At 67.2% G+C, this 18,981-nt stretch carries 17 protein-coding genes and 1 tRNA gene; 8 read left to right on the top strand and 10 right to left on the bottom strand.

The window, feature by feature from the left end; genetic code table 11:
- From NKF06_RS04635 to trmY, 4 genes are all read right to left on the bottom strand, one after another.
- The coding region (locus NKF06_RS04635) for a hypothetical protein (protein WP_253244667.1) at positions 1 to 2,127 on the bottom strand (2,127 nt) is incomplete at its 3' end.
- A gap of 105 nt (positions 2,128 to 2,232) precedes the next feature.
- Positions 2,233 to 3,471, bottom strand: a complete 1,239-nt coding sequence (locus NKF06_RS04630) for an ABC transporter substrate-binding protein (RefSeq protein WP_253244666.1) — start codon at positions 3,469 to 3,471, stop codon at positions 2,233 to 2,235.
- 662 nt (positions 3,472 to 4,133) lie between these two features.
- Positions 4,134 to 4,206, bottom strand: a tRNA-Pro gene (locus NKF06_RS04625).
- 84 nt (positions 4,207 to 4,290) lie between these two features.
- Positions 4,291 to 4,887, bottom strand: a complete 597-nt coding sequence (gene trmY, locus NKF06_RS04620) for a tRNA (pseudouridine(54)-N(1))-methyltransferase TrmY (RefSeq protein WP_253244665.1) — start codon at positions 4,885 to 4,887, stop codon at positions 4,291 to 4,293.
- 168 nt (positions 4,888 to 5,055) lie between these two features.
- On the opposite strand from trmY, the gene NKF06_RS04615 reads away from it, so the two are divergent.
- Positions 5,056 to 6,957 (top strand): ABC transporter ATP-binding protein, encoded by a 1,902-nt coding sequence (locus tag NKF06_RS04615; protein WP_253244670.1) that lies wholly within the window; start codon positions 5,056 to 5,058, stop codon positions 6,955 to 6,957.
- A gap of 178 nt (positions 6,958 to 7,135) precedes the next feature.
- Here the strand turns inward: NKF06_RS04615 and NKF06_RS04610 are convergent, their stop codons facing one another.
- From NKF06_RS04610 to NKF06_RS04595, 4 genes are all read right to left on the bottom strand, one after another.
- Complete coding sequence (locus NKF06_RS04610; protein WP_253244664.1) at positions 7,136 to 8,155, bottom strand: hypothetical protein; 1,020 nt, start codon at positions 8,153 to 8,155, stop codon at positions 7,136 to 7,138.
- Complete coding sequence (locus NKF06_RS04605; protein WP_253244663.1) at positions 8,142 to 9,041, bottom strand: S49 family peptidase; 900 nt, start codon at positions 9,039 to 9,041, stop codon at positions 8,142 to 8,144. Before NKF06_RS04605 ends, NKF06_RS04610 begins: the two co-directional genes overlap by 14 nt.
- A 145-nt stretch (positions 9,042 to 9,186) precedes the next feature.
- Positions 9,187 to 9,963: an ABC transporter permease gene (locus NKF06_RS04600; protein ID WP_253244662.1), complete on the bottom strand. Its 777-nt coding sequence runs from the start codon at positions 9,961 to 9,963 to the stop codon at positions 9,187 to 9,189.
- Positions 9,960 to 10,913 (bottom strand): ABC transporter ATP-binding protein, encoded by a 954-nt coding sequence (locus tag NKF06_RS04595; protein WP_253244661.1) that lies wholly within the window; start codon positions 10,911 to 10,913, stop codon positions 9,960 to 9,962. The genes NKF06_RS04600 and NKF06_RS04595 overlap by 4 nt, the downstream gene beginning before the upstream one ends.
- A 347-nt stretch (positions 10,914 to 11,260) precedes the next feature.
- Between NKF06_RS04595 and NKF06_RS04590 the strand changes: the two genes are divergently transcribed.
- The 5 genes from NKF06_RS04590 to NKF06_RS04570 all read left to right on the top strand — a co-directional run bounded on the left by NKF06_RS04590 (position 11,261) and on the right by NKF06_RS04570 (position 15,293).
- Positions 11,261 to 11,515 (top strand): hypothetical protein, encoded by a 255-nt coding sequence (locus NKF06_RS04590; RefSeq protein ID WP_058825836.1) that lies wholly within the window; start codon positions 11,261 to 11,263, stop codon positions 11,513 to 11,515.
- Positions 11,512 to 12,549 carry an isocitrate lyase gene (aceA, locus tag NKF06_RS04585; protein WP_004062919.1) on the top strand — a complete coding sequence of 346 codons (1,038 nt, stop codon included), beginning with the start codon at positions 11,512 to 11,514 and terminating at the stop codon, positions 12,547 to 12,549. The genes NKF06_RS04590 and aceA overlap by 4 nt, the downstream gene beginning before the upstream one ends.
- A complete protein-coding gene (gene aceB, locus NKF06_RS04580) occupies positions 12,542 to 13,843 on the top strand; it encodes a malate synthase AceB (RefSeq protein WP_253244660.1) in 1,302 nt (433 codons plus the stop codon). The genes aceA and aceB overlap by 8 nt, the downstream gene beginning before the upstream one ends.
- 180 nt (positions 13,844 to 14,023) lie before the next feature.
- The gene (locus NKF06_RS04575; RefSeq protein WP_253244659.1) at positions 14,024 to 14,602 is read left to right on the top strand and encodes a DUF4112 domain-containing protein; all 579 of its coding nucleotides are present in this window, start codon (positions 14,024 to 14,026) and stop codon (positions 14,600 to 14,602) included.
- Positions 14,603 to 14,702: 100 nt separating this feature from the next.
- Positions 14,703 to 15,293, top strand: coding sequence for a twin-arginine translocation signal domain-containing protein (locus NKF06_RS04570; protein ID WP_253244658.1), 591 nt, complete (start codon positions 14,703 to 14,705; stop codon positions 15,291 to 15,293).
- Positions 15,294 to 15,456: 163 nt separating this feature from the next.
- On the opposite strand, the gene NKF06_RS04565 is transcribed toward NKF06_RS04570, so the two are convergent.
- Positions 15,457 to 16,434 (bottom strand): EamA family transporter, encoded by a 978-nt coding sequence (locus NKF06_RS04565; protein WP_253244657.1) that lies wholly within the window; start codon positions 16,432 to 16,434, stop codon positions 15,457 to 15,459.
- Positions 16,435 to 16,628: 194 nt separating this feature from the next.
- Between NKF06_RS04565 and NKF06_RS04560 the strand changes: the two genes are divergently transcribed.
- Both NKF06_RS04560 and rnhB read left to right on the top strand, forming a co-directional pair.
- On the top strand, positions 16,629 to 17,912 hold the full coding sequence (locus NKF06_RS04560) for a tRNA pseudouridine(54/55) synthase Pus10 (RefSeq protein WP_058825841.1): 1,284 nt from the start codon (positions 16,629 to 16,631) through the stop codon (positions 17,910 to 17,912).
- Between the two features lie 77 nt (positions 17,913 to 17,989).
- Complete coding sequence (gene rnhB / locus NKF06_RS04555) at positions 17,990 to 18,637, top strand: ribonuclease HII (protein ID WP_253244656.1); 648 nt, start codon at positions 17,990 to 17,992, stop codon at positions 18,635 to 18,637.
- 68 nt (positions 18,638 to 18,705) lie between these two features.
- On the opposite strand, the gene NKF06_RS04550 is transcribed toward rnhB, so the two are convergent.
- Complete coding sequence (locus NKF06_RS04550; protein WP_253244655.1) at positions 18,706 to 18,939, bottom strand: hypothetical protein; 234 nt, start codon at positions 18,937 to 18,939, stop codon at positions 18,706 to 18,708.
- Positions 18,940 to 18,981: the final 42 nt, after the last annotated feature.

Below are 18,981 nucleotides of genomic sequence, written 5' to 3'. Positions count from 1 at the left end.
GTCGCCCGCCTCGGCGCGCTCCGCGGCCCGGCGCGCGGCCTCGGCGACCGATTCGAGCGCCTGCGCCAGCCCGCGAATCGCGTTCTCCTGTCCGTTGCTCATCGACGTTTGGGTCGAGTCGTCCGGGGTACCCGTGCCCGACGAGTCGTCCGAAGTACCCGAATCATCCGAGCCGTCGCTGTCACCGCTGTCTTCCTCGTCGACCGCCGCGACCGCCGCGGCCGTCTCCGCCGAAATATCCGCGAGAAACGTCGCGAGCGACGCCTTCCCGGTTCGGGGTTCGTCGATGCGGACGCTCGGAATCGAGTCGGGCGCGGCGTCGCCGTCCGAATCCGACTCTTCGTTCACGGGGTCGGGGTTCACGCGGAACGCGCCGAGTTCGTCGTCACTGTCGCGGACTTCGACGGTGTACGCGCCGCCGCGGTGGACGTAGACGGCGTCCGGCCCGGATAGCGGCGCGTCGTACAGTCGGCCGCCGAAGTCGTCTTCGAGCGCGAGCGCCGTCAGGTCGCGATCCGTGCCGTCAGCGTCGACCTCGACTTTCGTCGCCGACTCCCGCGCCACGAGCGGGATTTCGCCGTCCACCCCGGCCGTGGTGAGGGTGTCGCTGTCGCTGTCATCGTCGCCAGACGACGATTCGGTCTCCGACGTGGACCCCGAACCGGACCCCGCGTCACCCACCTGAACCGTCTCGCTGTGGGGTGCCGACCCCGCGCCGTTGACCGTGAGCCGGTGCTCGCCCGCGGGCACGTCCTGCAGGACGCCGAGTCCGCCGAACGTCGGCGCGGCCTCGGGGTCGCTCTCCAAGAGAAGCACGGACTCGACGCCCGACTCGCGGGTCGTCACGCCCTCACCGTCCGGCGCGTCCGCGTCGGTGACGGCCTCGGTCACCCGGACGAAAAGCGTGTTGAGCGCCGAGGGCTCGTCGACGACGTCGTACCGCTCGGCGAGGGCGCTCCGGTGGGTCGGGTCGGTGATGTCCGCCGCGGGGTCGGCGTAGCGCGGCTGACTCCACGGCGCGCTCGTCGTCGTGAGGTGGCTCGCAATCGCGTCTTCGGCGAACGTCGGGACCACGAACTCGAAGCTCAGTTGCGGTCCGGTGAACTCGGAGATGTGTTCGACCTCGCCCGCGGGGACGAGCGCGTACTCGATGTCTGCGTCCGCGTCCGCGTCTGTGTCGCGCTCGTCGGTCGCCTCAGGCCCGAACACCAGCCCAGTCGAGCGCGCAGGGAAGTCCGTCGGCGGCGACGACAGCGCGTCGAACGACCGCACCGTGAGCGCCTCGCTGACGAGGGATTCGCGGGTAACCGACGGGAGTCGTTCATCCTCGTACACCGGCACGCCGTCGAGTTCCGGGAGGACGTAGGGCAGGCGCGCACCCTCGTCCCGCGGGAGGCCGTAGGCGATGGGTATCTCCGCGGCGTCCTCGATGCGGTCGAACGCCCGGTTCGTGATGTCCGCGAACGTCCCGCCCGCCGGGAGCCGCTGGAACCGGTCGGCCCGGTCGTTGAGCGAGAGCGCGCTGGAGTGCGACCCGAGTTCCGACAGCACCCGTGGCGGGCGCTCGGGATCCGGGTCGAGGAACTCGTTGTTCGGCACCGACCGCGAGTGCGAACTCGCCACGTAGAGTTGGGGGACCGGCTCGTCGTCCGCCGTGTCGACGAAGACGTGCAACACCTCCCAGTCGTGCCAGTGGAAGTTCGTCGTGAACTGGTCGAACACCGAGTAGAACCAGTACTGCACGGCCGTCAGCGACGAGTCCTCGTATCGGACCACGTTGTAGAACACCGTCGGCTCCGGCGCTCGCTCGCCGGTCTCCCGCTGTGTCGCGTGATAGCCGTCGAGCGCGTCGAAGCCGTCGACAACCGTCTCGCCGTCCCGGTCGCTCGCGTACGACCGCGGATCCGTCGGGAACCACGTCTCGGCGGCGTCGAAGTAGAGCGTCGGCGCGAACCGCGCGGCGAGGTCGCGGGCGACGTCGGCGTCGACGCTGGCGGTCGGGGCGGCGGTGCTCGTGGTCTCGCTTGAGTCGCCGCCGAGGGCCGAACACCCGGCGAGCGACCCGAGACCAACGCCCCCGAGCGCGGCGAGGAACGCCCGTCGGTCGAACGCGGGTCGGTCCGTCATCTGTCTATGTGGTGGAGTCGAGGACGGAACAAATCTCTTGTGTCGTTCGGCGACGGAGAATGCGGGGCCGGTTGGCGGGGCCGTCGGTGCGGCGTGGGCGACCGCTCAGAACTCGCCGTTGATGATGTCGGCGACGTGCTGGCGGTCGAACAGCCGTTCTTCCTCCGGGATTTCGGGGTACGGACCGCCATCCGAGGTCGGCCACTCACCGAACTCCTCGGGATGGAACTGCTTGGCGCTCATCTCCAGTTGGAACAGGTTGAGAATCGGACCCTGATAGCGCGCGCCCTGCGGGTAGACGCGGCCGTTCTGGACCGCCGAAATCTCCGCGGCGACGGGGTCGTCTTCGAGCGTTGCCCGGAGGTCGTTCATGCTGACGTTCGGCTGCATCCCGCTCAGGAAGAGGATGACGTCGGGGTCGGCCTCCAACAGCGCCTCGAAGTCGACGTTCGAGCCGGACTCGATAGAGCCTTCGAACGCGTCGCGGGGTGCGAGCGGTCGGATGTGAGAGGTCATAAATCCGGGGGTGCCGACCGTGTACGCCCAGATCTGCTTTTCGATGTCGGCCGCCGTGAGAAGCACCACGCTCGGGCGCTCGTCTTCCGGCGGCAGACCCGCCTCGATGGTGGCGAGCAGGTCGTCGTGGACGGCCGCGAGGGCCTCGTAGCGCTCCGCTTCTTTGAGCACCTGCGCGACCTTCTCGAACTGCTCCCACAGCGTGTAATACTCGTAGTCGCCGGTCCACTCGTCGGTCGGCGACGCGTGACGACCGCTCAACGAGTTCCCGAACCACGGTGAGATGTTGTCGTCGACCTCCTCGATGTCGTCCATGTCCCACTGTTCGAGCTGGACGACCCACGCGGGATCGGCCAGATGCACGTCGCTGTCGAGCTCGTAGAGCTTCTCCTTGCTCGTCTCCCACGAGGGATACAGATCCGCCCAGTCGACCTCGACGCCCGGGAGTCGCGCCGTAAACTGCTTCCACGTCGTGTCGTAGTACGCCGGCCCGTTGACCGCATTCACGTCGTCACCGCGGCCGAGCGCGAACGCCATCCCCGCGTGGTGGGTCAGCCGCGTGAAGATGCTCTGCGGCGGCTCGTCGAACTCGACGGTGCCGACCGGCGACATCGACACCGAGTACGAACTGTCCTCGGCCGTCTCGGCCTCCGTGTCCGTGACTGTCTCGGTCGCGGTCTGCGTCGTCGATTCGGTCTCGGCGTCCGTAGACTCCGAATCGTTCCCCCCGGTACAGCCGGCGAGCAGGCCGCCGCCGACCGCCGCGCCGCCATACTTCACGTAGTCGCGCCGCGTCAGTCTCTTCCGTGGCGTCTCGTCGTGTTCCATAATTTTTAGGTCCACCTAAAATAGATAATTGCTTCGGTTCTCGGACGACAGCGGGGCCGTCACGAGCGCGAACAACATCTCGTCGGCTCGGCCGCGCGTGTCCCCGACAGCAGACTAGCAGACTGCCGAAGACTAGCGTCGGGTCGCCGACTCGTGCGGTCACGACTGCCTGCGGCCGTCCGGCCGATTCCGCGCTCACCTTGGGTTCGTCGGCGACGGGACGGCGGCCGAGCCGTCGATACCGCTCACCCTCGACAGATTTAGGTTGGCCTAAACTATTGAAGGTTTTCGGTTTGGTGGCGCGGGGAGTGACGCGTTCGACGTATTGATGGGTGAATTGCGAGCGTTGATGTGATTTTCCTAACAGAACCGCCTGTGTCACCGAATAAGAGAGGACGAATGGTGTGGTGGCTCAGATTCGAACTTCCCTCGCTGTCGCTCGGACGTTCGAATCTTCAGTCGCCCAAACAACCGTTTCGGGGAGACTCGCACACGCTACGCGGCGCTCGTCGGCGTTGAAAGGGGTAGAAATGGGCCGGCTCAGATTCGAACCACGGTCACTCATTTCGTTCGTTCCCTGATTCGAATCTTCGCCGGGTGAAATCTCCCACACTTTCAGACCACTCGCTGTCGCTCGTGGGTCGTGAAAGGTGGGGAGAATATGGGCCGGCTCAGATTCGAACTGAGGTTACGGCCACCCGAAGGCCGAAGGATACCAAGCTACCCCACCGGCCCGCATTTTGAGGCAAGCCACCGTCGCGTTTAACAGTTGTGATTGTGGGCCACCGTCAGACCGCGTGACACACCGCCGACCCCGACTCAGTACCGCGAATAGCCCGCGGTGTCGAGATAGTTGTGCGCGACCGTAATCGAGTGGTCGGCGTGGAGAATCTCGGGGCCGAGGCGGACCCGCTCGGCGGCGGCGGCCGCCAGCAACTCGGCTTCCTCGTCGGTGAAGTCGTGGTGGTCCGAGAGGACGAAAAGCGGGTTCTCGGGCGGTTCGACCCGAACCACGGGGTCGCCCTCCTCGTGGAGTTCGACCACGGTCGCGTCGCGGGCAGCCTCCTCCAGCGTCGTCTCGAAGCCCATCCGGCGGATGGAGACTCCCGGCGACGACTCGGCCGGCATGTGGCCGATTGCCTCCTCGCGCTTCTCCAGCGCCTTGCGAATCAGGGCGGCGGTAGAGCGCTCGTCGGGGTTGAGTCGGCGGAGTTCCGACCCCTCGAAGCGGACGGTGTACTCGTCGCCGAGGACGAGGTGGACCCGAACGTCCTCGCGGATGTCGTGCGAGAGGAAGAACGCGGAGTTCACACAGCGACAGAGCACGTCGAGGCGGCCGGCCCCACCCGCGATGTCGTCGAGCGAGAAGTCGGGCGTCGTCGGCGCGTCGTGGCCGATGACGATGAATTGGCGCATGAATCCGACTCGACGCGTCGGGGCCTTATTGCTGTTCACTCGCGCGGGCAAGCGGGCAGATTTGAGCGAAGCGGCGCACGCGGTGGACGGGAACCCCCCTGACCGCGCACGTCATATCCGCCGGACGCTTACCTCGGGTAAGTGAGCCTCAAAGCCGGGCGCGACCCGATGGTCCGCCTGTTCGCCGAATACGGTCGCGAGAACCTCGCGTGGTTCGTCGTCGGGCTACTGGCGAGCGTCCTCGGGCGGCTCGTCGCCATCGTGCCGGCGCTCGTCCTCGGGGCCGCCATCGACGCGGTGTTCTTCCGAAACACGGCGTACGCACTCCCGTTGGTCCCGTCGGCGTGGCTCCCGACGACCGTCTCCGGGCAGTTCTGGCTGAGTTTCTGGCTCGTCATCGGGGCGTTCGTCGGCGGCGTCGCGCTCTCGTGGGTGCAGGGTCTCGGCCTCGCCGTCTACTCGAATCGCGTCCAGCACGCCGTCCGCGTGGACACCTACGACGCGCTCCAGCGCCTCGATATGGCCTTCTTCGACGACAAACAGACCGGGCAGGTGCTGTCGATTCTCGACGGCGACGTGCGCAACCTCCGGACGTTCCTCGATAGCACGCTCTCGGGCGGCCTCCAGTTGGTCGTCGCCGTCGTCGGCATCGCCGGCGTGCTATTCTACCTGAATGCCCAACTCGCGGTCGTCACGCTTGTGGCCGTCCCGCTTCTCGCCGTCTTCACCGTCTGGTTCATGCGGACGATTCGGCCGCTGTACCGCGCGCTCCGTGAGAGCGTCGGCGCGCTCAACACCCGCATCGAGAACAACGTCTCGGGGATGGAGGTCATCAAGGCCTCCGCGACCGAGGACTACGAGACCGACCGCGTCGACGACGCCTCCATGGACTACTACCGGCGGGCGCTCGCGGTCGTCAGACTCGACTACCTCTACCAGCCGTCGATGGAACTCCTCGCGGGCGTCGCGTTCGCCGCCACGTTCGCCATCGGCGGCGTCTGGCTCATCTTCGGCCCGCCCGCGCCCTTCACGGGCGACCTGCTGGTTGGCGAGTTCGTCACGTTCCTGTTCATGACCCAGCGGTTCATCGACCCGCTGTCGGGTGCGGGGCGCATCGTCAACTCCTACGAGAACGCCCGCGCCTCGGGCGAGCGCATCTTCGGACTGGCCGACCGGGAAGCCGTCGTCCGCGACGCGCCCGACGCCGCAGCCCTTGACGCAGTCGCCGGCCGCGTGGAGTTCGACCGCGTGTCGTTCGCCTACGCGACCGGCCGCGAGGTGCTCCGCGACGTCTCGTTCACGGCCGAACCGGGAGAGACCGTCGCGCTCGTCGGCCCCACGGGCGCGGGGAAATCCACCGTCGCGAAGCTCCTCCTCAGGCTCTACGAACCCACGGACGGGGCGGTCCGCGTGGACAGCCACGACGTGCGCGACGTCGAAATCAGGAGTCTCCGCGAGGCAATCGGCTACGTGAGTCAGGACGTGTACCTCTTCGACGGGACGGTCAGGGAGAACCTCCTGTACGGGGCGTTCGATGCGAGCGAGCCGGAGATGGTCGCGGCCGCGAGCGCCGCCGAGGCCCACGAGTTCGTCTCGCGGCTCCCCGACGGCTACGACACCCGCATCGGCGAGCGCGGCGTGAAGCTCTCGGGCGGTCAACGCCAGCGGCTCTCCATCGCCCGCGCGATGCTCCAAAACCCGCGGATTCTCGTCCTCGACGAGGCGACGAGCGCCGTCGACACGGAGACGGAACTGCTCATCCAGCGCGCGCTCGACCGCCTCTCGGCGGGCCGGACGACGCTCGTCATCGCCCACCGGCTCTCGACAGTCCGCCGGGCCGACGCCATCGTCGTCCTCGACGAGGGGGAAGTCGTCGAGTCGGGAACCCACGACGAACTCGTCGAACTCGGCGGCCTCTACGCGACGCTCTGGGGCGTCCAAGCCGGCGACGTGTCGGGCGTCTCCGCGGACATCCTCGCGCGACTGGTCGAGCGGAGTCGCGCGGCCGACGAGGCCGACGCGGACCGCATCGCCGACGGAGTCACCGCCGACGGCGGCGAAGACGCCTGAGGAAGTCGTCAACCGACGGGAGGCGAAGTACGACGAAAGAAACGAGTCGGGACAGCGAAGCCGGGAGTCCGGCTTCGGTCACGTGAGTGATGGCTGGGTGTCGGCGTCGGGCGACCGGCCGCCCGCGATGGCTGAGACAGGTGGACCGGTCGCGTCGATACGAGTCGATGCGGTTCGGTTACGCCTGAGTCGGGGCGGTCCCCTGTCCGGGTGCCGAGCCGGGCGCGCCGCCGGCTTCGGGCGTGGCCGGAGCGGGCGCACCGGCTTCCTTGTCGCCGGAGACGAGGAAGTCAGCGAGGTTGCCGACGAGCACCTCGTTGTCGGCCTCGTAGGCCGATTCGGGCGCGAGGAAGTCGGCGTCACCGATGGCGACAACCGTCTCGCTCTGGGCGGCGACCGTGTACGGTCCGGTCTTGCGAATCGACTCGACGCGGGTCTCACCGCCGGAGACGAGCGCCGGTGAGACGCTGTCGGCCGAGACCGAAAGCGGCGCGGCGTCGCGGAACACGACCTCGTCGACGCCCTCGGTCAGAGCGGTTTCGCCCTCGGGCGTGGCGTAGACGTTCTCGTAGTTGAGGTAGTAGTCGTGCATGTTGTACAGCGACGTGGAGCCGAACGAGACCCCGTAGTCGGAGGTCAGTCCGGCGTCGCCGCCGGTGGTCCCGGACGACACCGAGACGGTGATGAGACCGAGGATGCTCGTCGTGCCCGCGGACTGCGGGTCGCCGACGAGGGCGACGCGGCCGCCAGCGTCCTCGAACGAACGCAGGCCGGCGAGCTGGTCGCCGGTGTACGGCTGTTCGGGGTTGACGACGACGAAGGCGTCGGCTTTCCGGAGCGAGGCGTTGAAGTTCCGCTGGGCGTCCTCGCGGGTGAGGTACTTCACCTGATGGCCGTTGGCGACGAGCGTGTCGACGAGCGGCTGTACGTCGGACTCGCTCACGTCGTTCTCGTGGGCCACGTCGATGAGGACGGTCTTCGGCTCCGCGTTCGAATCCATCGTCACGTCGCCCGATTCGGGGCCGGGCGTGGCGACGAGTTCGTCCGCGTCGAACGCCTGCTTCGCGGCGTTCTCCGTGTCTGCCGGGGCGCTACCGCCGAGTTGGAAGGCGTAGGGTGCCACCGCGGCTCCGACCAAGATGAGGCCGAGCGCGACCGCGAAGACGACCGTCCCGCCGAGTAAGTTACGCTGAGACATTACCGATCACCTCATCTTCGTACTGCACTTGCCCGTACACCATCAGGAACTGCGGCGCGCGAACGCCGTCGTAGCCGATGGGACTCTCTTCGATGACGACCGTCGAATTCCCGCTCTGCGAGCTGAGAAGGATGATTCCCGAACGAGTCGGGGGCTCCTTCTCGACGACCTCGTAGTCTTCGAGGCCGGCCTCGGAGGCGGCGCGGTCGATGGCCGTCTGCAGCGTACCGATGTCGTCGGCGTAGCCGTTCTGCGTGGCGCGAGCGCCGGTGTAGACCTTCGCGTAGGCGACCTCCTCGCGCGACAGCGAGAGTTCGTCGCCGCGGTGGTCCATGACGCTGCCGACGAAGGCGTGCTTCAGCGTCTCAATCTGCGCTTCGCGGTGGTCGAGGGTCATCGACGCCTTGTCGGGACCGGTGCGGATCTCGTTGGACGAGCCGCCGTAGGGTGCCGAACCGCGGACGCCGACGCTCCCGATGACCGACGAGGGCGTCACGTAGATGTTCTCCGAGGGAAGCATCGTGTAGTACGCGCCCGACGCGCCCGTTCCTTGGACGCTCGAAACGACGGGCATCTCTTGGGCGGTCCGGTTGACCGCCAAGTACATCCGCTCGGAGGCGGCGGCAGAGCCGCCGGGGCTGTCGACCTGCAGGACGACGGCCTTTATCGATTCGTTCTCTCGCGCTTCGTGGAGGTCCTCTTCCAGCTGGTCAGCTGTGTAGGAGGTGATGGTCCCGTCGACCGAGATAACCGCGACCCTGTCGGGGGTGGGCGCGGCCGCGTCGTAGACGACGGGGGCGAGGAATGCTCCAACCAGGACGGCCGCGACGAGGGCGAGGACCGAAACGGTCCGCGTCGACGCCGCGGAGGAGGGTTTTGATACCATACTGCGGACGTGACTTCTAGAGCGGTTGTGAAAATACTTGTCATCGTAAAAGACAGTTGTTCAGACAAGAACGCGAGGCAACGGGGAGAGATGAGCCGACTACGGCGGGTCGTCACCGGAGACGGTCGATGACGGTCGACCGGCCTTAGTCGGTCAGTCCGTAGCCTCGCCGGAAGAGAACGACGTTGAGACTGACGACGCCGAGCGTGAGCGCCGTCAGCACGCCGAGAGAGAGGTTCGGGTCCACCTCGGTGACGCCGAGGAAGCCGTAGCGGACGCCGTTGACCATGTATATCATCGGGTTGAGGAGCGACGCCTGCTGGAAGGTCGCCGGAATCTCGTTGAGCGAGTAGAAGACGCCGCCGAAGAACACCAGCGGGCGCAGGATGAACTGGTTCATCATCGTCAGGTCGTCGAAGTCGTCGGCCCAGAGGCCGCCGACCACGCCGAGGCCCGCGAACAACAGGGTGATGACGAGCATGAACGCGACGAGATAGAACGGTTGGGCGACGCCGACGGACGTGAAGAACGCGCCGATGAGGGCGACGAGCGCGCCGACGAGCACCCCGCGGGTCGCACTGGAGAGGACGTACGCGCCGACCATCGAGGTGTACGACAGCGGCGAGGTCAGCGCCTCCTCGATGTAGCGGTTCCAGCGGCCGTGGAAGATAGAGAAGGACGCGTTCTCGAAGGCGTTCGAGACGGCCCCGAGGACGATGAGGCCGGGGAGGATAAACAGGATGTACGGGACGCCCGCGATTTCGTTGATGCGCTCGCCGAGGATGACGCCGAACACGGAGAAGTACAGCACGTTCGTGATAAACGGCGGGACGAACGTGTTGCGCGGGCGGCGAACGAATCGGAGGACTTCGCGACGGAGCAGGGCGTAAAAGCCGGTCACGTCGAGGCTCGTGAGGCTCATTGCTCGACCTCCGCGGTGGCGCGGCCCTCGCCCTGTCTCGTCATCTCGACGAACACCTCTTCGAGCGACGTGCGGGAGATTTCGAGGTCGACGATTTCGTGGCCCTGCCGGTCGAGCGCCTGCACCACGTCGGGGGCGACGAGACCGCCCTGCTGTGCCGTCACGACGAGGCGGGTGCCGTCCAGTTCGACGGCCTCGACGCGGTCGTCGTCGGCCGCGAAGTCGGGCACCGCGGTCGGCGGGTCGCGGAGTTGGACGACGATGTCGTCGGTGCCGCGGTCCATCAGTTCCTCGGGGCTGGCGACCTCGATGACGGACCCGGAGTCGAGGATGGCGACCTCGTCGCAGAGGCGTTCGGCCTCTTCGATGTAGTGGGTCGTGAGCAGGATGGTCGTCCCGCTGTCGTTGAGGTCGACGATGGTCTCCCAGAGTTCGTGGCGCAGTTGCACGTCGACCCCGGCGGTCGGCTCGTCGAGGATGAGCAGGTCGGGGTCGGTGATGAGCGCCCGCGCGAGCATGAACCGCCGTTTCATCCCGCCGGAGAGCCAGTCGAAGCGGGTGTCGCGCTTGTCGTAGATGCCGACGCGCTTGAGCACGTCGTCGGCGCGCTCGCGGGCCTCGTCGTGCGGAATCCCGTGGTAGCCCGCCTTGTGTTCGAGCACTTCGCGGATGGGGAAGAATCGGTCCACGTTGAACTCCTGGGGCGCGAGGCCGATGCGGTCGCGGGCCTCGCGGTAGTCGTCTTCCACGTCGTAGCCGAAGACGCTCGCGTCGCCGCCGGTCTTGCGGACGAGGCCGACGAGGATGTTGATGAACGTCGTCTTCCCTGCCCCGTTCGGCCCCAACAGCCCGAAGAACGACCCCTCGGGAACGTCGAGGTCGACGCCGTCGAGGGCGCGGACGTCGCCGTAGGACTTCGTCAGGTCGCGTATCTCAATCGCGGATGCCATTCGTTGGTGCGTCGTCGGGCGTGGACGCGATTAAGCGTAGTGTCCGCGGAACGCCCCGTCACGGCGTGACACGGCCGGTCGCCGACTGGACCCGATAACGCTCTGACCCTGCGCGACGGGATAGGTGTGTTACCACGTGTCAAATTAGGGCCTAATATCCGTTCGTACAGAACTAAGTCATTAACTAATATTATCATTATCAATCATTAACTATTAGTACTACTCTGCAGTCGAACCGGGTGAGGAGACATCCGATGGTAGTATCCGCAGCACACCACGCATCCGACCGCTCGACGACCATGACTCGAACCGACCGCTACCGACCGCCGACCCCACCGACGTAACCGATGACAAACCGCGACAACACGACCCGAACCGACACGACGACCCGCACACCGACCACCACTCGCTCGACGACGACTCGTCCACCTGCCGCACGGCGCTACCCCAACAACGAGGAGAACATGGACGCGCCGCTCGTCCCCTTCATCCAACAGCCGGGTGGGGACGACGAGATGACGACGATTCGGCGCGAACTCGCCGCGCTCCGCGCCCAACTGAACCGTATCGAGCGAACGATGCAGCCCACCGACACCCAATGAACCCGACCGAACTCGACAGCGACGTCTTCGCACAGGATGTTGACAACCAGAAGGCCCGCGAACTGCGGGAGATGCTGAACACGCAGGACTTCGTGTTCGCCCCCGGCATGTACCACGCGCTGGACGCCCGCCTCGCCGAGATGACGGGCCACGACGCCGCCTACATGTCCGGCTACTCGACGGTCCTCGGGCAGTTCGGCTTCCCCGACTTGGAGATGGTCACGATGACCGAGATGGTCGAGAACGCAAAGCGCATGGTCGAGGCGACGAACCTGCCGGTCATCGCCGACTGCGACACGGGCTACGGCGGCATCCACAACGTCCGCCGCGCCGTCCGCGAGTACGAGAAGGCCGGCGTCGCCGCCGTCCACATCGAGGACCAGACGACGCCCAAGCGCTGCGGCCACATCGCGGGCAAGCAAATCGTCTCCCGCGAGAAGGCCAAGGCTCGCTTCGAGGCCGCCGTCGACGCCAAGCAGTCGGAGGACACGGTCGTCATCGCCCGCACCGACGCCTACGGCTCCTCGAACGGTGACTGGGACGAACACGTCGAACGCGGCCGCATCTACGCCGACGCCGGCGTCGACATCGTCTGGCCCGAGATGCCGAACCCCTCGCGCGAGGACGCCGTCGCCTACGCGGAGGAGATTCACGAGACCCACCCGGACCTGAAGCTCGCGTTCAACTACTCGTCGTCGTTCGCGTGGTCCGAAGAGGAGGACCCGCTGACGTTCCAGGAGCTGGGCGACCTCGGCTACAAGTACATCTTCATCACGCTGTTCGGCCTCCACTCGGGCGCGCACGCCGTCTACGAGGACTTCAAGAAGCTCGCCGAACAGGACGAAGAAGGGCAGTTCGACCTCGAACAGCGCTACCTCGGCCACCCGACCGAGAGCCACCACGAGCTGTCGTTCGTCTCGCGGTATCAGGACATCGAGACGCAGTTCGACCCCGAGGCGCGCCGCCGCATCGAGGAGTCGGAAGGGTTCAGCGAGGAGCAGGCCGACCCCATCACGAGCAACGACGATGACTGAGCGCAGACACGACCGACAGTTCGTGCGGACGTTCTTCACCTCGCCGACGGCCGTCGAGGGCGAAGCCGACTCCGCGAAAATGCTCCGACGGGCGGCCGGCCTCCGCGGGATGCAGGCCCCCGACGTGTGGGTCCCCGACAACGAGGACGCCACCGCGCCGTCGATGCGCGACGAGGGAGCCGAGAACATCATCGAAGTCATCTCCGAACACGGCTCGGAATTCCCCGGCGAGATCCACCCCCGGATGGTCTGGCACCGCGACAGCCCCGAAACCCGGTATCAGGGCTTCCAGCACATGCTCGAAATCACCGACCCGGAAAACGGCGCGGTCGAACACATCGACGGCTTCGTCATCCCCGAGGTCGGCGGCATCGACGACTGGAAGAAGGCCGACGAGTTCTTCACCATCGTCGAGAACGAGCACGGACTCGACGAGGGGAGCCTCGCCATGTCGGTCATCATCGAGAGCGGTGAAGCCGAACTCGCCATGGGCGACCTCCGCGACGAGATGGGCAAGCCGACGAACAACCTCGAACGGCTGTTCCTCCTCGTCGACGGCGAGGTCGACTACACGAAGGACATGCGCGCCATGACGCCGACCGGCGAACTCCCGGCGTGGCCTGAGCTTCGACACAACACCTCCCGCGGGGCCAGCGCCGCCGGCTGTATCGCCGTCGACGGCCCCTACGACGACATCCGCGACGTCGAAGGCTACCGCGAGCGCATGACCGAGAATCAGGCGAAGGGGATGCTCGGCATCTGGTCGCTCACCCCCGGACAGGTCGTCGAGGCAAACACCTCGCCGCTCCCGCCGAAGACCGGCAGTTGGCTCCTCGACGCGGGCGGCGAGGAGGTCGAACTCGCGTCCGAAGACGGCGTCGAGGTGTACGACGGCGACCGCCTCTCGCTCGAAGCCACCGACGGCGGCTACGAACTCCGGGTCGGCGGCGACGCGCGGGAACTCACCGCGGACGAACTCCGCGAGGAACTGCTCGGTCTGACCTCGTACGTCCCGAGCATGGACGACATCGTCGACTCCATGGAGGAGTTCGAGGCGGCCAAGGAGGCCGGCCGCGGCGCGATCGCCATGACCCAGTCGGCGACGCTCCGCATCGGCGGTACCGAAATCGACATCGCCAAGGACCGCATGTGGGACGAGGCGACGTACCAGGCCGCGATGACGCCCATCAGCCTGTTCCAAGACGTGTACGAACACCGTCCGGACCAACACGAGGAGTTGGAAGAGCGCTACGGCGCGGGCGTCGTCGAGCGCGCGATTGAGGTGGGCCTCTAAGCTCGGCCATCGACTCCAACTCAGGGAGTCCGCCGTCGGCTCCCGGTTCCGGCATGGTCACACGACGGCGTCCGGCTTCGTAGCTCTGAGACGCGCCCGCCCGAACCGTGGGGGCGGCGCGTCGCGTTCTTTTTTCCACTCGACGCTATCCTCAAGTTCCGCCCGCGCGACTCGACGCGTGTGAACGACTCCTCCACACCGACGACGCCCGCGGCGGCGAGCGGCGGTGACGGCGACGGCGACGAACCGCTTGAACCCGACGCAGTCGTCGATTTCGAGTCGGCGGGCCTCGCGGACGAGGAGACCCTCGCTCGGCTCCGCGCGGTGAGCTTCTACCTCGACGAGGCGTTCGAGGTGCCGGGGACGAACTACCGCGTCGGTCTCGACCCGATACTGGGACTCGTCCCAGGCATCGGCGACGCGACGGCCTCGGCGCTCTCGGCGTACATCCTCGTCGAGGCCGCGATGCTCGGCGTGCCGCGGGCGACGCTCGCGCGGATGCTCGGCAACGTCGTCCTCGACGCGACCGTCGGGTCGCTCCCGCTCGTCGGCGACGTGTTCGACGCGGCGTGGAAGGCCAACGCCCGGAACGTCCGACTGTTGGAGGCTCGGTACGACGACGCCTCCCCCGCTGGCGCGGCGGCCGACCGGCGCTTCCTCTTGGCCGCGGTGGCCGCCGTCACTCTCCTGCTCGTCGCGCTCGGCGCGGCGACTGCGGTCGTCGCCCTGTGGGCGCTCGGACAGGTTGGCTTATTGTAAATACCTGATAGACAAAATTGGAAAACCGGGTGTGTGAGTAGTTATCTACCCCCAAACTGTAAACTACAAGACATATATACGAGCTTGTAAATCACCGTGTATGGAACGACGCACCTTCCTGAAGAGCGCCGCCGCGACAGGAGCCCTCCTCACCACCGCCGGTTGTATGGGCGGTGACTCCGGGTCGCAGCCGACCGCGGGCAACGAGACGGGCAACGGCACGACGGGCGAGACGACGGCCGACGTCGAACCGGCCGAGGTTCCGTCCCCCGAACTCGCCTTCCGCACGAACGGCGGCGTCCTCCGCGTCGTCCACATGGGCGGCGAGAAGATCACCGACGAGGCGACGAGCGAGGTCTACGTCACCGTCGACGACGAGCGCACCACCACGTGGGTCGCCGACGGCGAGAAGGGTCAGGAGTACCCCGTCTCGGTCGGTAACTTCCTCGAGATCGAGTCCGCCGAGAGCGACTCGACGGTCGAGGTCGTCTGGGTCGGTCGCGCGGGTGCCGAGGAGGTCCTCGCGACTCACGAGGCCGCCGAGGAGACCACGACCACCACCACGGCCACCAACGAGACAACGACCACGACCGCGACGAACGAGACGGTCACCGAGACGACGACCGCCAACGAGACGGTCACGACGACGAACGAGACGACCACGTCGTCGGACAACGAGACCAGCAACTGAGGTCGACTGACGCCGGCGCGGACGCCGGCGTCGGACGTGACGAGCTTTTTTCTACTCGGAGGCGGTTCGAGGTTCGTGCCGTGACGCCGGACGCGACAAGTCTGCGAGAGTTCCGCGACAGCCTTGTGAGAGTAGCCCTGCAGCGTCGGCGACGGGACGCCGCTCAGTCGTCGGCCGGGTGGACATCCGGGTCGGCCGCGGGTTCGGGCGCGACGAGGCCGACGCGGACGCCGAGACGGCGACCCAGCGGGCCGAGCGCGTCGCGCTTCATGAACGCGAATCCGAGGAGGATGAGCGCGAAGCCGGAGACGGTGGCGGGGCCGATGCGCTCGCCGAGGAACGCCCAGCCGGTGACGGCGGCGACGACCGGCGTGACGTAGTTGACGAGGCTGATTTCGACCGCGCCGATGCGGTCCAGCAGGACGAAGTAGGCGATGAAGCCGACGGCGCTGCACAGCACGGCCAAGAACAGCAGTGCGGCGACGACGACCGGCGACCACGCCACGCTCGCGAGGCCGGGCTCGCCGAGGACGGGGCTCGTGACGTGGAGCATGCCCGCGCCGAGGAGCATCATCCACGCTTGCATCGGGACGACGGGCGGGTTGCCGGGGAGCCGCTTGACGAGCACCGAGCCGAACGCCCACGCCGCGGCCGCGAGAAGGAGCAGGACGACGCCGAGGAGTTGGCCGCCGACCGACCCGGACGCGAGGGCGATGACTACCGTCCCGGCCAGCCCCAGAAACACGCCGAAGAAGCCGAACGCGTCGAGGCGCTCTTCGGGCAGCATCGGCCACGCGAAAAGCGGTGTGAGGACGGGCGCGAGGCTGATGACGATGGCCGAGACGCCGCTCGTCACGTACCGCTGGCCGGAGAACAGAAGCGAGAAGTGCGCGCCGATGAGCAGCGTGCCGCCGACGAGGACGACGAGCCACTCGTCGCGGCCGCGGGGTCGCCAGTCCTCCGCCGCGAGCAGGCCGTAGACGAACAGTACGACGCCGGCCACGTCGTACCGGAGGGCGGCGAACAGCACGGGCGGGAGGACGTCGAGGCCCACCTCGATGGCCATGAAGGAGGTTCCCCAGAGGACCGCGATGGTCGCGAACAGTGCGAGCGTCCGATTCGTTTGCGTATTGATAGACACGAGATATCGACCGTAGACCCAGGTGTTGAAGCGGCTACCACGCCGCCGTACATCAAATTTCTCGGAGCCGAGATAGCACTCCACTCGGGTCGTGTTGACAAACGTCTCAGCTCTGGGGTATGTCGACGTGCCGTGCCGTGGGCGGCCCGCCGAACAAAGTAAGCTAGTTACGCGCGCCCCGATAGAGACCGAACATGAGCATCCTTGAGGACGCGCGAGCGCTCGCCGAGAGCGGGCCGGTCTGCGACGCCTGTCTGGGCCGGGCCTTCGCCGAGCGCAGTTTCGGGCTGACGAACGCCGAGCGGGGCAAGTCGCTCCGGGTCGCCGCCGCCCTCGACGACGACGAGCCCTACGAGGCCGTCGAGACCGAGGACTGCTGGGTCTGCGAGGGGGCCTGCGCCGAGTTCGACGAGTGGGCCGAGCGCTGCGCCGAGGCCATCGAGGACGTGGAAGTCGAGACGTACCAAGTCGGCACCCGTGCGCCGCCGCTCGTCGAGGAAAACGAGCTACTGCTCCGCGAGGGCGCGGGGCTCCCCGAGGACGCCGGCGAACTGTTCAAGTCCGAGTTCAACCGCGAGGTCGGAAAGCGCGTGGGCCGACTCACCGGCACCGAGGTGGACTTCACCCGTCCGGACGTGCAGTTCCTCCTCGACATCGAGGCCGACACCGTCGAGGCGCAGCTCAACTCCGCGTTCGTCTACGGGCGCTACCGGAAACTCGCGCGCGACATCCCGCAGACCGAGTGGCCCTGCCGCGAGTGCGACGGCTCCGGCTACAAGGGTAAGGAGCCCTGCGACTACTGTGGCGGCTCCGGCTACCTCTACGAAGACAGCGTCGAGGGCTTCGTCGCTCCCGTCGTGACCGACGTGATGGACGGCGTCGACGCGAAGTTTCACGGCGCGGGCCGCGAGGACGTGGACGCCCTCATGCTCGGCACGGGTCGACCGTTCGTGGTCGAAATCATGGAGCCGCGCCGCCGAACCATCGACGTCGAACAGCTCGAAGGCGACATCAACGCGATGGCCGAGGGCGAAATCGAGGTCGAGGGGCTCCGACTCGCCACCTACGACATGGTCGAACGCGTGAAGAAACTCGACGCGAGCAAGGAGTACCGCGCCGCCGTCGAGTTCGACGACGACGTGACCGACGAGGAACTGGGGGCCGCGCTGGACGAACTCACCGGCGCGACCATCGAGCAGTACACGCCCCACCGCGTCGACCACCGCCGCGCGAGCATCACCCGCACCCGCCACGTCTACGACGCCACCGGCGACCTCGAAGACGCGCGCCACGCGACCGTCGAAATCCACGGCGAGGGCGGTCTCTACATCAAGGAACTCATCTCGGGCGACGAGGGCCGAACGAACCCGAGCCTCGCCGGCATCCTCGACACGGGCGCGGTCGTCACCGCGCTCGACGTCATCGCGGTCGAAGGCGAGGACGAACCGTTCGAGGACGACGAGTTCTTCAAGGACTGAACGGAGCCCCGGGGGACCTCTGCGAGCGTCGTCGCGGACCGCAATCTCTAATTCTCGCCCGCGACACCCGACGAGGTATGCACATCGGCGTCGACGAAGCCGGAAAGGGGCCCGTGTTGGGTCCGATGGTCGCCGCGGCGGTTCGAGGAGACCCCGGCTCCCTCCCGGACGGAATCGCCGACTCGAAGCGACTCTCCGCCGAGCGGCGCGAGGAACTCGCCGCGAAACTCCGCGACCGAGACGACATCGAAGTCGGTGTCGCGTTCGTCGAACCCGAGACAATCGACGACCCCGAGACGGACATGAACCTGCTGACCGTCCGGGCGCAGGTCGAGGCGGCCGCCGACGTCGCCGCCGACGCCGACGAACTCGTCTGCGACGCGGGCGACGTGAACGAGTCCAGATTCGGCCGCCGCGTCCGCGAGGGGCTGGCCGAGGCGGGCGTCTCCGTCGAGGTCCGCGCCCAGCACCGCGCGGACGACGAACACGCCATCGTCGGCGCGGCGAGCATCGTGGCGAAGGTCGAACGCGACCGCCGGGTCGAGGCCATCGCTGACGAGTACGGCGAGGTGGGGAGCGGCTATCCGAGCGACGGGACGACCCGCGAGTTCCTTCGGGAGTACGTCCGCGAACACGGCATTCTGCCGGACTGCGCGCGGAAGTCGTGGTCGACGTGTGCCGACCTCATGGCCGCGCACGAACAGTCGTCGCTAGGGGATTTCTGAGGCGTCGCGAGACCGACGTTCGAAAAAGTGGAGGGTCGGGTGGTTCGAGGACGAGTCGCGGCGACGGGCTACCGCATCTCGGCGAGCGAGACGTACCCGCCTTCCTGCGCGGAGAGCCACGTCGTCAGCAACTCGTCTTCGGAGAGTCCTGCGGGGAAGATGGTGCACTCGTCAGGTGCGTCGTCGTACGGGGCGACGATTGCGACGAACTCCTCGTCGTCCGCGGAGGCGGACCGCCGCGTGGCGGCCGGTCGAGTCGTCGTCGCGTCCATGTCGTCGCGTCGAAGTGGCGTGTCTTCCATGAGTGGAGTGCGTGCACCGTGAGTACCGACGGGCGGCGGTTG

The organism is Haloferax sp. AB510 (genome assembly GCF_024136985.1).
GTDB lineage: Archaea > Halobacteriota > Halobacteria > Halobacteriales > Haloferacaceae > Haloferax.
This window is presented reverse-complemented; position numbering and strand designations above follow the sequence as displayed.